Below are 12,984 nucleotides of genomic sequence, written 5' to 3'. Positions count from 1 at the left end.
GCAACATTAAATTAAACAAAAAAGCAGTAGTATCAAACTACTGCTTTTTTATTACGCAATAGCTAGTTTCTAGGCAGTGCCAAATAAAGCACGACGATACACTACTTCTAGCTCTCGCGCCAAGACATCGTAGCCAAAATTGCTGGCTACGCGTTCGCGGGCAGCTTGACCCATCTGCAAACGCCGTGCTGGATCTTCGCCCAACTCTTGGATGGCTTGAACAAAGGCTTGGACATTATCCAATTCGCAGAGCAGCCCAGTTTCGCCATGATTAACCACTTCGGGCAAGGCTGAGGCGTTGGTGGTGATGACAGGCTTGCCACAAGCTCCTGCCTCGGCTGCAACAATCCCAAAGCCTTCAACTCGCGCCGGAAACAGCAATACATCACAGGAACGATAGGCCGCAATCAAACCATCACGGTCGGGCGTGCCGATCCGCACCATCTGCGGATGCGGCGGCGCTGCCTGTACCCCTTGAAACGACTCGGTGTAATACAGCACATATTGCGGCCCCAGTTGATCCATAATTTTTGGCAGCAGATCAAAGCCTTTGCGCCGCGTGCGATTGCCAACAAACAGCAAACGAATCGGTGCGGTATGCTCAGGCAAATCGTTGGTGCGCTGAAACTCAGGAGCTGGAGTAAAAGCTTCAGTATCAATCCCATCATAAATCACGGTAGTTGGGCGATCGCCATAGGTCAGGCGGGTTTGCTCCTGCGTGTAACGGCTGACACAAATCACTTCATCAGCCAAACGTACCGATAAGCCATCGTAGGTTTTTTCAACCAAGCGATAAAACAAACGTTGTTGCGGTGAGCTATAAGGCTGGAGTAGCGGGTCAGTCACGATGTGATGCACCGTCGTGATGAGTGGCAAGCCAGGTGCGCGTAAGGCCCATGCGCAACGTGAACGTGCCTGAACCAGATCATGGCCTTGCCACCAATTGCGGCCAAGTGCTAATTTCGCTGCCATCGGGGCAAAATTAAATAGGTGCGATAAACGGCGTAAACTTGGTTGATGGCCAGCTCGTTGCATCGAACGGGTGATATTTTGAATGCCAATATCAACGCCGCCCTTGCCGAGCGGCGAAATGTAGAGTGGCTTTAGCATAAATGTCTGCAACTTCCTCGTGCGGATTAGGGCTTAGGAATGGCAACCGAGGCGCGAATTGTTACTTCGTAGCGGATGCCACTAGCATCAGTGCCGATATTGCGGGGATTTCCACCGACAAAGGTCAGCAATGCCTCGTTGATTTTAGCAGTATTGCCAAATTCAGCAACTATCGCTTGGCGATATTGCTGTTTCAATTGATTGGCAATCTCAGTATCGCTTGTGCCCTCAGCAACACTAACCACAATATTGCGCTCAACCCAGCGGGTGGTGGCCGCTTGCGGAATTGGCGTAACGCTGGTGGTAGTGCTTGAGTTGAACAAATTCAAAATCTTTTGATCCATGCCTGGAATGCCGAGCGCCAATAACACCCCGACAATGATAATTGTTAGCAGGGGAATCCATGGCCGAAAGCGCTTTTGCGGCTTGGCGGCTGGTTTAGGTTTGGCAGGCAAAGGCTGGCTTTTGGGCTTGGGTTTGGGCTTGGTGCTCGTGGTTGGTGCAGCCTTTTGCGGTTGCGGAATCGCGCCAACGCTGGCGGCCATGGCTGGTTTTTGCGGTTTTTGCTCCAGAATCACCGTTGCTTGTGGTTGAGGCTTGGGCTTAGGCTTAGGTTTGCGCAATGATTCCAAGGGCAAAGCGGCGCGAAAGGCTGCGGCACTTTTCCAACGCTTGCTAATTTCCATTTCCAAGGCTTTGCTGATAGCCTGCTCGGTGGCCGCCGAAACCTTGGGCGCAAGCTGGCGCACTGGTGGAAAGGAAAACGGCGCTTCATCGCGTGGGTCGCGGCCGGTTAATAAATGATGCAAGGTCGCGCCCAAGGCGTAAATATCCGATTGCGGGGTAGCTTGGCCTTGATATTGCTCAGGCGGCGAATAGCCAGGTGTGCCAATTAATGTGCCGCGCTCGTTGGGCTGAAATAATTTGGCAATCCCAAAATCAACAACTTTAACATCACCAGTTTTCCGTTCGATCATAATATTAGATGGCTTGACATCGCGATAGATCAAACGCCGTTCGTGCAAATAATCGAGTACATTGGCAATTTGCTCAGCCCAGTGCAACACAGTTGGTTCATCGAATTGTTCGTTGGCTTGATGGCGCTGCAAATCTTCTAAATCGTCGCCCTCGACAAAATCCATCGCGAGGTAGTAGCGCCCACCATGCAAAAAATCGCCATACACATGGGGAATTTGCGGGTGCTGCAATTCACGTAGAATCGAGGCCTCTTCTTTAAAACGTTCAATTGCCTCGTCACGTTCGGCTTTATCGTTAAACCGATCGATCAATGATTTAAGCGCATAGCGTTTACCACTTTGATCGGTGGCAGCATACACCGCGCCCATGCCGCCTTCCTTGATGGCACGGGTGATGCGATAGCGATTATTCAAAACTATATTATTGCCACATTGCTGGCAGAATTTGGCATCATTGCGATTATCGGTGCCACAGATTGGACACAACGTTCGCTCGGTTGCTATACTCATATCTATGGTTCCTTAGGCTCAGCACCATTTCCTGCTGTATGCTACGCTATGCTATGAGCAACTGTTGCACAGTCTAACACAGAAGTTTCAATGATGGCAGCAATCCTCAATTAACAAATTATTGGTGTATGGAGGTTGATGATGGCTTTATCGATTGATGCTATTTACGAGTATGCCGAGGCCTTGATTGCCCGTAAAACGCTTGATGGTGGCCAAATTGAGTTACGCCAGATGCAGCGTTTATGTGAATTTTTGGCCGATCTAGCCCGCCAAGCCGATGATTCAGCCAATGCCCAACGCTTTGCTCATTTAGCGCAGGCCGTGAAAGGAGCTTAATTATGTTAACAATTGAGTTTATTCAACAACACTTGCGCCAAGCAATTGCCCAAGCGATCGAGGCCAAAAACCCAGCCGAATTGGCGCATTTGCAGCAAATGGCTGGCCTATTGATGAAGCCGGCCCACTTGCATAACGATTCAGAAACCGAATATGCCTTGCGTTTGCTCGCTGCCAAAGCCGCCAATGCCCGCGAAACCTTACTGAAAAAAGAGGACGATTAATGGAACTTGAACATGCAACAGCCTTGATCAATGGGCTTAATTTGCATTATGTACGAGCTGGCAGCGGGCCGTTGGTGGTGCTGTTGCATGGCTTTCCCGAATTTTGGTATTCGTGGCGGCATCAAATTCCAGCCTTGGCCGAAACCCACACGGTCGTTGCACTCGATCAACGTGGCTATAACCTCTCGGATAAGCCAGCGTTGTGGCAGCACTACACAATTGATCTATTAATTGATGATGTACGGGCGCTCATCGAGCATTTGGGCTTTGAGCGAGCAACAATTGTCGGCCACGATTGGGGCGCAGCGGTAGCGTGGATGTTTGCCATGCGCTATCATGGTTATGTTGAGCGCTTGGTCATTATGAATGTGCCGCATCCGCTGCTCATGGCCAAAGGTCTTTTGACTAACCCACGTCAGATGCTGCGTTCGTGGTATATGTTTGCCTTTCAAGTACCTCATTTGCCTGAGTGGTCGGCCAAACGCAACAACTTTCAAGTGCTGACCAAAGCTTTAACTGGCGCGGTGCAACGGCCTGGCGTGTTTAGCGCTGAAGATATTCAGGCCTATCATCAGGCTTGGGGCCAACCTGGGGCATTACGGGCGATGATTAATTGGTATCGCGCCTATATCCGCCAAGGCTCGCGCTATCTCCGTCAATTATCGACGTATCATATTCATGTGCCAACGTTGTTAATTTGGGGCACTGCTGATACAGCGCTGGGCCAAGAATTAACCTATGGCACTGAGCGCTATGTAACCGATTTACGCATCCGCTACCTGAGCGATGTGAGCCATTGGGTACAACAAGAAGCGCCCAATGAGGTGAATGCTGTGTTGATCCCATTTGTACGGGGTGAGTGGTAGAACCATGGTGAAGCAGGGTAGACCAGATGTCTACCCTACAAATAAGGCGCTAGTCATCCTGACGAACCTGTGAAGCCTTGCTATGATCTGCCTTGCGCAATTGGCCGATTATGAAAGGTGGTAGCTGCATGAGTTTTCTGCAACAATCTGATGCCGATGCTTTGCCAACTATCGCCCTAGGCCAGCAAGCTACGCCTTGGCAATTGGCGCTTAATCAGTTTGTGACCTTGGTTGCCAATGAAAGTTTAGCTGGCGAAAGCCTGTCCCACTATTTTAAACCTTGGCTGACCCATTTGACCACTTGGCTGCTATTTATCCCCACCGATCCGAAAACATTGCTGCAAGGTTTTGTGCTCGGCCAAGCAGATCACTATCAACTTTTAGCTCAAGCAACCCGTTTAGCTTGGCTGGAACAGTATTATTTCAGTGCTCCGCAGGCACTTTTGGCTCCTCAACGCTTGGCTAAACCAACTGAATTTGGTTTACCACTGCCTAGCACAAACGAACCTGTGTGGCTGATTCCTTTGCAAGCCTATGGTCGTTTGTGGGGCATCGTTGTGCTCGAAGTCGCCGAGGCTAGCCCACCCAGCGAACATCCACTTTATGTTGTGTTAGCACAAGCAATTGCTAATCTCAGCCTGCATTTGGATGCTCGCTATGCCCGCGAATACGAGGTGCAAGCCTACCAGCGCATGCAGATGATGAGCGAATCGTCGCATATTTTGGCTCGCACTGGTTTGAATTTGGATCGTATGCTCATGGCGTTGAGTAAGCATTTGTGCCAGCATTTTAGCGATGGCTGTATGATCCAAATTCTGAGTATGAGCCAAACCAACCAGATTCAGCAAGAGATTTTTCATCATCATCAAGCCGATTATCGCACCCAACTCTATCGGATGTCGGCAGAATGGGCTGATCAATTATCACCAGATTCGTTACGCTATCAAGTGCTTATTTCTAATCAACCTTTAGCATTAAATATCTATGAGCATCAATTACTACTTGAATCAAGCGAATTTCAACCGCTATTAGGTGAATATAAATTACACAGCATACTTATGGTTGGACTCTATTGGAATGAACATCCAGTTGGAATCTTAAGTTTATTGCGTACTCACATCAATTTGCCATTTATGCAAGAAGATCTTGAGATTGCGCGTGATATTGGCACGCGTTTTGTTGAAGCACTCGAACAAACCCGTTTATATGCTGAGTTGCGCGAACAAGAGCAGGCATTAATGCTGATGGTTCGTCGTTTAGAAGAACAGGTTGAAGAACGCACAAATGAGTTATCAAATAAAAATGTCCAGCTCAATCGTGAACTCGATCGGCGACGTAAAACCGAAGAGGCCTTAGTCGAGAGCCAAGCCTTATTACGTAGTTTTTATGCTAGTACTCCCGTAATGATGGGAGTAGTTGAAATTACGCCTGAAGCTGATTTAGTGTTGTTGACCGCCAATACAATGACGGTTAAGCAATGGCAACTTGCAGCTAACTATGCTGAAATGACGATGAGCCAGCTTGGAATACCCCAAGCAGATATTGATCGTTGGATTCAATATTTTCAGCGCAGCCGAACCAAAGGTCAGCCTGAACGCTTTGACTATAACGATCCATTCGATTCGAACATTATCTATACTGCAACAATTGGGCCAGTTGTCATCACTTCGCCAATTGGCCAACGTTTTTGTTTTGTGCTCGAAGATATCACCGCGAGTCGTAATCTTCAGCAATCGTTGGAAGAAAGTAAGCATCTTGTTGAGCAAATTAACGCTTCGATTCCCTGTATTGTCTATAAATATGATGTAAAGCTCAATCAAATAACGTATATCAATCGCTCATTAGAATCGATGCTTGGGTATGGGACAAACGAAATGCTCGAAATGCAAGAAATGGATTTACGTAGCTTAATTCATCCTGATGATTTGATCCAAATTGATGCTTATTTGCCAAGTTTATATACTTCCAAGCCAGGTACAATTATTCAAAATCGCTTTCGCATTAAGCACCGCGATGGTCAATGGCGCTGGATTATTGGCTACGATACAGTATTTCAAACTGATGAAACTGGGTATGCCAGCTCAATTTTATCAGCATTGCAAGATGTTAGCGAACTCTATTCGCATCGTGAACAATTGCAAGCATCGTTGGAAGAAAAAATGGTGCTCCTACAAGAAATTCATCATCGAGTTAAGAACAATTTACAAATTGTTTCAAGCTTGCTCAATTTACAAGCTCGCCAAATTAGCGATCCAAATACCCGCGATCGTTTTCTCGAAAGCCAAAGCCGCATTCATGCAATGGCACTTGTTCACGAACAATTGTATCGTTCATCAGATTTACGGTATATCGATTTAGCCGAATATATCAAGCATCTTGTGCAGTTTTTCCGCCGTTCACATACTAATCGCCCAACAATTTCAATTAATATCCAGCTTGAGCCAGTAAACCTGAATACTGATACAACGATTCAGCTAGGATTAATTATCAATGAACTTCTGACGAATAGTTTCAAACATGCCTTTGTCGCCCAAGAGACTGGCCGGATTTGGTTGAAGGGCAGCTATGATCAGCAGTTTGTGGAGCTAGAAATTGGCGATGACGGCATCGGGATGCCAACTGATCGTCAACCATCCAACTCGATGGGGCTTGAATTAGTGCATGCCCTGATTCGCCAACTTGGTGCCTCGATTCAGCAACTTTCAACGGCTGGCACTGTGTTTAAGCTAACAATTCCACGTAAATAAAGGACCAGCATATGAGCAAAGCAAGCATTGTCATTGTTGAAGATGAAGTAATTGTGGCCTTGGATATGGCGCAAGCGCTCAAGGCAGCGGGCTATAACGTGATTGGCAGCTTTAGTTGCGGTGAGGCCGCGCTCGAATTTATTGCCGAACAATGCCCCGATTTGATCGTGATGGACATTCATTTGCAAGGCCAACTTGATGGCATCAGCACCGCCGAACAAATTCAAAAACGTTATGGTTTGCCGATTATTTATCTTACCGCCTACTCTGACCCTGAAACCTTGAGTCGCGCCAAGGCAACCGAACCGTATGCCTACTTGGTCAAGCCCTTTGAAGATCGTGATTTGCTAAGTGCAATCGAAATGGGCTTGTATCGCCATCGCGTGGATCAGCGCTTGCGGCGCATGGAACGCTTATATTCAAGCACTTTGAACAGCGTTGATGATGCAATTATTACAACAGATATCTATGGCTTGATTAAATTCGCCAATCCGACCGCCAGTAGCTTGTTAAATCGACCGAATGATGCATTAATTGGCCAATTTATAGGCGATGTGGTTAATCTTATGGATCGTGAAAGCAAAATAACCTATCAATTTGATTTGCCCTATCTAATTCAACAAGCTAATCATCATGTATTACTCCCGCGTCAAATTCTGATAAACGAGCAAGAAGAATTAGTAGTTGCACCGAGTATTTCGCAAATTCGCGAAGAAGATGAAGCTATTGCTGGAATTGTATTAGTGCTGCGTGATATGCGCGATCTTGATGCGGCAGAGGAGCATATTCGCCATCAAGCTTTGCACGATGCCCTAACAGGCTTAGCCAATCGGAATGTTTTTATCAATCGTTTGCAATATATTCTTGATCATTATCATTTACACCATCACCACGCCGTGCTATTTATCGATCTTGATCGCTTTAAAATTATCAATGATAGCTTAGGCCATATTGTTGGCGATAAATTGTTAATCCAAGTTGGTCAACGATTAGAGCGTTGTATTCGCTCCCATGATTTAGTAGCACGGCTGGGCGGCGATGAATTTACCATTTTACTTGATGGCGTTAATGATCTGCATGATGTTCTACGAGTTACCGATCGTTTATTAAGCGTTGTTGCTGAGCCATATCATATTGATGGCTATAAAGTTTTTACCGCAGCCAGCATTGGAATTGTGGTGATTGACGATCATTACAAGCATTATCACGAAGTGTTGCGCGATGTGGATAGCGCGATGTATCGGGCTAAATCACAAGGTCGTGGTTGTCGCGCCGTCTTTGATGAAGAGATGCATGTTGAGGCCTTGCGTACATTGCAACTTGAGGTTGAATTACGCCGCGCGGTCGAACGCGATGAATTGTGCTTGCATTATCAGCCAATTATCAAACTAGCCACGGGCGAGTTATCGGGCTTTGAGGCGTTGTTGCGTTGGAATCACCCAACTCAAGGCGTGATTGGCCCAGCCTCGTTTTTTGCTATTGCCGAAGAAACTGGGATTTTAGCCCAAATTGGCTGGAAGTTGTTACGCGAATCGTGCCAACAAATTTGTGCTTGGCAAAACGAATTTCAGTTTCATCCGCCTTTGGAATTGAGCGTTAATTTTACCCATCGCCAATTTTTCCAAGCCAATCTGATTCAGCAAGTTCAAAGCATTTTGGCTGAAACTGGCATGCCTGCACGGCATTTGTGTGCCGAAATTACCGAAGGCGTGATGATGCAAAGTAATCGTGCGGTCGAAGTGATGCACGAATTGCATGATTTGGGCGTCCAAGTGCATATCGACGATTTTGGCACTGGCTATGCCTCACTGAGTTTGTTGCATAGTGCCCCAATTGATGTTTTGAAGATCGATCGGACGTTTATTCAGCCTGAGAGCGGAGCCAGTAAGCACTCAATCGCCCAGTTAATTAGCTTGATGGCACGCTCGTTGGGTTGTGCCGTGGTCGCCGAGGGCGTAGAAGATGCCCAAACCGCGCAGATGTTGATCGAAATGGGCTGCGATTTTGGCCAAGGCTGGTGGTATTCCAAAGCGTTGCCACCAGAAGAGGCGCGGGCATTGATTCGCAACTTTGCCCAAGGCACGGTCATGGTTCCGGTTCCACTAAATGCCAAAGTTGCCTAAACGCAGTTTTGGGCATAACTGTATTCTCCTAAACTAAGCATCAACATAACAGAGGCGTAAGCGGGAATTAAACAACCTGCTTACGCCTTAGTCATGCGTAAAGCCCTAAAATCAACCGCTTAAACCAGCCTAAAACTCCATGCAAAGATTCGATCTAATTGCTAAAATTTAAGCTTGACATTTAGGTTGCAATACGCTATATTTAGTGAAATTCTACTAAAATTTTTAGATAAACTTTACAGAATTTTACAGTAGCAGTTGGGTTATGGCCGAAACAGCTAGCAATCTAAGCGGCTCCATGACCTACATTGAGTTGCTGAAACTATTCTAAATTTTTCAATAAAGTTGCTTGATAACCAAAGCGTTATTTTATGGCATCATGAGAGCCTATTCAAAGGTGACTAGGAGAACATGTATGACACAGCGGATCACGATGGAAGACATTGCGCGGCAAAGCGGTGTCTCGTTGGCCACAGTTTCATTAGTATTACGCGACAAGCCTGGGATTAACGACGAGACACGCCGCCGCGTGTTGGATATTGCCCGTGATCTTGGTTATCGCAAGCGCTTGAATCATGAGAAGTTGGTTTCGCAATCGTTGCACAACGCAGGCGTAATTGTTAAGGCCTCAATTGGCGACGATAGCCCACTGACCAACCCATTTTATGCCCCGATTGTCGCAGGTATCGAGGCCGCCTGTCGCAAAATGCATATTAACTTGATGTATGCCACTGTGCCAGTTGATATGGATAATCATCCTCAAGAGATGCCCCGTTTGCTCTCGGAAGATCACCTTGATGGGGTGTTGTTGGTTGGCGCATTCGCCGATGCAACTATCACCAAGCTCTTGCAACGTGAGGGCATTCCGGCGGTTTTGGTCGATGGCTACTCACACGAACATGTCTACGATTCAGTGGTTTCAGATAACTTCCGCGCGGCCTATGAAGCGGTCAGCTATCTGATTAGCTATGGGCATCGTCATATTGGCCTGATTGGGACAACCAAAGAGGCCTACCCTAGCATTGCCGAACGGCGCAAAGGCTATATTCAAGCCTTAACCGATCATGGCATCCATGATCAGTATTTTGGCGATTGCTTGCTCACAATGCATGAAGGCAGCGATACATCGAGCATTCTGTTGCAGCGCCATCCGCAGATCACCGCGCTGTTTTGTGCCAACGATATTATGGCAATTGGCGCAACCCAAGCTGCCAGGGCGTTGCATCGCCAAATTCCCCAAGATTTATCAATTATTGGTTTCGATAATATTGATCTGGCTCAGCATGTTGCGCCAGCGCTTACCACAATGCATGTCGATAAAGTCAGCATGGGGCGCTTTGCGGTGCAATTGTTAGCCAATCGAGCCGAATATCCAGACCAGGCTCCGGCGACAGTCTCGCTGCGGCCAAGGTTGCTTGAACGCCAATCAGTTCAACGTTTGCAACCACCAAAGTAGGTTGCCTTGTAGGAGTATCAGCTATGGAAGCAGCGACGCTTCAATCCACCACCATCCTTGGAAGTGCGCTCCCCTCAATTCCATGGGAAGAACGTCCGGTCGGCAATTCAGATGTTGTTTGGCGCTACAGCGGCAATCCTGTGATTCCGCGTGATGCCATTCCCACCTCAAATAGTATCTTCAACAGCGCTGTTGTGCCCTTCAAAGATGGCTTTGCTGGCGTGTTTCGCTGCGATGATAAACGCCGCGTGATGAACATTCACCGTGGCTTTAGCAAAGATGCCGTCAATTGGGAGATCGATCCCAAGCCATTGGAATTTTCGGGCGATCCCGAAGTTACGGCCTTTGAATATCGTTATGATCCGCGGGTCTGTTGGATCGAAGATCGCTATTATGTCACCTGGTGTAATGGCTATCACGGCCCAACTATCGGTGTGGCTTATACCTACGATTTTGAAACCTTCCATCAGTTAGAAAATGCCTTCTTACCGTTTAATCGCAATGGGGTGCTCTTCCCACGCCGAATCAATGGCAAATATGCCATGGTCAGCCGCCCCAGCGATAATGGCCACACGCCATTTGGCGATATTTACTACAGCGAAAGCCCCGATATGGAACACTGGGGCAAACATCGCTTTGTAATGGGCACGAAAGGCGGCTGGCAAAGCACCAAAATCGGCGCAGGCCCAACCCCGATCGAAACCACCGAAGGTTGGTTGTTGTTCTATCACGGCGTGTTGACTTCGTGCAATGGCTTTGTCTATAGCTTTGGGGCCGCCTTGCTCGATTTGGAGCAGCCTTGGAAAGTGATTTATCGCACCGCGCCATATCTGCTTGCGCCCCAAACCTTGTATGAATGTGTTGGCGATGTGCCGAATGTGGCCTTCCCATGTGCGGCCTTGACCGACGCTGCCACAGGCCGAATTGCCATTTATTATGGCTGTGCTGATACTGTTACCGGTATTGCTTTTGCCCAAGTTGATGAAGTGCTGAGCTTCCTTAAAGCCAATTCAGAGATCTAGAATGTTCTAGTACTAGGCCATTCGGTCTAGGGCGGCGTTCCAAACGAGGTAGGTTGTTCACCTAACGTACCTACCTCGTAATAGGAAGATTGATGCTGGCCCAAGGGATAGCGCTAGACTTGCACTAACATATATACTTAATTATGTTTGGGAAGGGTTATCGATGCACAACCTGCCAATACCCAAACAACCTGCATCGATGCATGTATAGGCCAAGGGAGGTCAGCGTTATGCACCGTAAGCCATCTCAGCCACCCCGCACAGTTCGGAGCCTCGGATTCAGTTTGATCGTTCTGCTGATTTTGGCAGCTTGCGGTCAAGCAGCCACGCCACCAACCCAAATCAACCCAACCAGCTTACCCACCGACACGCCGCCAACCGCCGTACCAGCCCTCGCCAACTCGGCAGATAAGGCCTTGGTTATTTGGTCAACTGGCTCAGAGGTCGAGGCACTTTCAATTCAAGCAGCAGCAGATGTTTTTGTGCAGAAAAATCCTGGGGTCTTGATCAAAGTTCAAGCCTTGCCTTGGAGCGATGCCCATACCCAAATTCTTGAGGCCATCGCCGCCGATCGCGGGCCAGATCTGATGGCTGGCGGCATGTCGTGGGGCATCGAGTTTGGCAAATTGGGCGGGATGATCGATCTGCAAAAGGCCTATCCTGATGTGGTAAGCGATGTTAAGCAAAAGATGTTGCCGCAACTCCAAGATTCGTTGATTTTGGATACAGGCGAGGTCTATGCATTGCAACTCGATGTGGCGTTGATGGGAATGTTCTATCGCACCGATCTGCTACGCGATTTAGTCGGTATGCAGCAAGCTCCCCAAAACTGGACTGAACTGACCAAAGTGCTAGAAAAAGCTCGCACGATCAATAAAAAAGGCTTTGCGATTGGCTGGGATAACGCTGGCTGGATCAGCTACTTTACCTTTTTATATTCAGCTGGTGGCAGTTTGTATAACGACGATTGCTCCAAAGCCACAATTAATTCGGCGGCTGGCTTACAAGCATTGACCTACTTCCGCGATCTCTACACCAAATATCAAATTCCCACCGATACCGCCCTCGATATTGAAGGTGGCCTCGAAAGTGGCGATTATCTGGTGAGCTATGCCGGAACATGGAGCGTTGCCAGCATTGAATTTAATCGGCCTGAGTTGGCGGGCAAATGGGATTTAGCTCCACTGCCCAAAAGCCCCAAAGGCCAAAGTGTCTCGTTCCTTGGCGGGCGGGTCATCGGCGTAATGGAAGCCTCGCAGAACAAAGATTTGGCTGCCGAATTTATTCGCTTTTTGTATACCGAAGAAGCGGTCGCCGCTCAATCGACCTATGCCCAAAGTGCCAGTAACTATTATGTGCCGCCAAGTTTGCCCTTGCTGAGCGCCGCCAAAATGCCAACCCATATCGAAGCTGGCTTCCGTGGCTTGTTGGAGCAATCGGCAGGTCCGCCCAAGTGCGTTGGCTGGGAAGAAAGCACCACCGATGTCCAAAAATTATTGCAAGAAGTCGTCTACAACAACGCTGATCCCCAAGATGCTTTAGATCAAGCAGCGGAGATCATGAATCGCAATTTACAACCATAGGGCAGTAATTGCGCCGCTTCGGGATTTGAA

The 12,984-nt window shown here is 47.9% G+C and carries 10 protein-coding genes; 8 read left to right on the top strand and 2 right to left on the bottom strand.

Annotated features, from left to right (window positions below):
- Positions 1-69 precede the first annotated feature (69 nt).
- Both LCH85_13015 and LCH85_13010 read right to left on the bottom strand, forming a co-directional pair.
- Positions 70-1,110 (bottom strand): glycosyltransferase family 4 protein, encoded by a 1,041-nt coding sequence (locus LCH85_13015; protein ID MCA0352911.1) that lies wholly within the window; start codon positions 1,108-1,110, stop codon positions 70-72.
- 26 nt (positions 1,111-1,136) lie between these two features.
- Positions 1,137-2,597, bottom strand: a complete 1,461-nt coding sequence (locus tag LCH85_13010) for a serine/threonine protein kinase (GenBank protein MCA0352910.1) — start codon at positions 2,595-2,597, stop codon at positions 1,137-1,139.
- 141 nt (positions 2,598-2,738) lie between these two features.
- Between LCH85_13010 and LCH85_13005 the strand changes: the two genes are divergently transcribed.
- The 8 genes from LCH85_13005 (at position 2,739) to LCH85_12970 (ending at position 12,954) form a co-directional block, all read left to right on the top strand.
- Positions 2,739-2,933, top strand: coding sequence for a hypothetical protein (locus tag LCH85_13005; protein MCA0352909.1), 195 nt, complete (start codon positions 2,739-2,741; stop codon positions 2,931-2,933).
- A gap of 2 nt (positions 2,934-2,935) precedes the next feature.
- Positions 2,936-3,157: a hypothetical protein gene (locus LCH85_13000; protein ID MCA0352908.1), complete on the top strand. Its 222-nt coding sequence runs from the start codon at positions 2,936-2,938 to the stop codon at positions 3,155-3,157.
- The gene (locus LCH85_12995) at positions 3,157-4,023 is read left to right on the top strand and encodes an alpha/beta hydrolase (GenBank protein ID MCA0352907.1); all 867 of its coding nucleotides are present in this window, start codon (positions 3,157-3,159) and stop codon (positions 4,021-4,023) included. The genes LCH85_13000 and LCH85_12995 overlap by 1 nt, the downstream gene beginning before the upstream one ends.
- Positions 4,024-4,151: 128 nt before the next feature.
- Positions 4,152-6,770, top strand: a complete 2,619-nt coding sequence (locus LCH85_12990; protein ID MCA0352906.1) for a PAS domain-containing protein — start codon at positions 4,152-4,154, stop codon at positions 6,768-6,770.
- Between the two features lie 11 nt (positions 6,771-6,781).
- Positions 6,782-8,893 (top strand): EAL domain-containing protein, encoded by a 2,112-nt coding sequence (locus LCH85_12985; GenBank protein ID MCA0352905.1) that lies wholly within the window; start codon positions 6,782-6,784, stop codon positions 8,891-8,893.
- A gap of 415 nt (positions 8,894-9,308) precedes the next feature.
- The gene (locus tag LCH85_12980) at positions 9,309-10,349 is read left to right on the top strand and encodes a LacI family transcriptional regulator (GenBank protein ID MCA0352904.1); all 1,041 of its coding nucleotides are present in this window, start codon (positions 9,309-9,311) and stop codon (positions 10,347-10,349) included.
- A gap of 23 nt (positions 10,350-10,372) precedes the next feature.
- Positions 10,373-11,371, top strand: coding sequence for a glycoside hydrolase family 130 protein (locus LCH85_12975; GenBank protein ID MCA0352903.1), 999 nt, complete (start codon positions 10,373-10,375; stop codon positions 11,369-11,371).
- A 230-nt stretch (positions 11,372-11,601) separates the two neighbouring features.
- Positions 11,602-12,954: a sugar ABC transporter substrate-binding protein gene (locus tag LCH85_12970; GenBank protein MCA0352902.1), complete on the top strand. Its 1,353-nt coding sequence runs from the start codon at positions 11,602-11,604 to the stop codon at positions 12,952-12,954.
- Positions 12,955-12,984 lie beyond the last annotated feature (30 nt).

The organism is Chloroflexota bacterium, assembly GCA_020161265.1.
In the GTDB taxonomy this organism is placed as follows: domain Bacteria; phylum Chloroflexota; class Chloroflexia; order Chloroflexales; family Herpetosiphonaceae; genus Herpetosiphon.
Note: the sequence above shows the minus strand (reverse complement) of the source record. Positions and strands in the feature narration are given on the sequence as shown.

Bases quoted from the DNA above. Each gene is read 5' to 3' on its own strand.
- LCH85_13015 (MCA0352911.1), bottom strand. From the start codon at position 1,110: ATGCTAAAGCCACTCTACATTTCGCCGCTCGGCAAGGGCGGCGTTGAT.
- LCH85_12975 (MCA0352903.1), top strand. From the start codon at position 10,373: ATGGAAGCAGCGACGCTTCAATCCACCACCATCCTTGGAAGTGCGCTC.
- LCH85_13005 (MCA0352909.1), top strand. From the start codon at position 2,739: ATGGCTTTATCGATTGATGCTATTTACGAGTATGCCGAGGCCTTGATT.
- LCH85_13010 (MCA0352910.1), bottom strand. From the start codon at position 2,597: ATGAGTATAGCAACCGAGCGAACGTTGTGTCCAATCTGTGGCACCGAT.
- LCH85_13000 (MCA0352908.1), top strand. From the start codon at position 2,936: ATGTTAACAATTGAGTTTATTCAACAACACTTGCGCCAAGCAATTGCC.
- LCH85_12980 (MCA0352904.1), top strand. From the start codon at position 9,309: ATGACACAGCGGATCACGATGGAAGACATTGCGCGGCAAAGCGGTGTC.
- LCH85_12990 (MCA0352906.1), top strand. From the start codon at position 4,152: ATGAGTTTTCTGCAACAATCTGATGCCGATGCTTTGCCAACTATCGCC.
- LCH85_12985 (MCA0352905.1), top strand. From the start codon at position 6,782: ATGAGCAAAGCAAGCATTGTCATTGTTGAAGATGAAGTAATTGTGGCC.
- LCH85_12995 (MCA0352907.1), top strand. From the start codon at position 3,157: ATGGAACTTGAACATGCAACAGCCTTGATCAATGGGCTTAATTTGCAT.
- LCH85_12970 (MCA0352902.1), top strand. From the start codon at position 11,602: ATGCACCGTAAGCCATCTCAGCCACCCCGCACAGTTCGGAGCCTCGGA.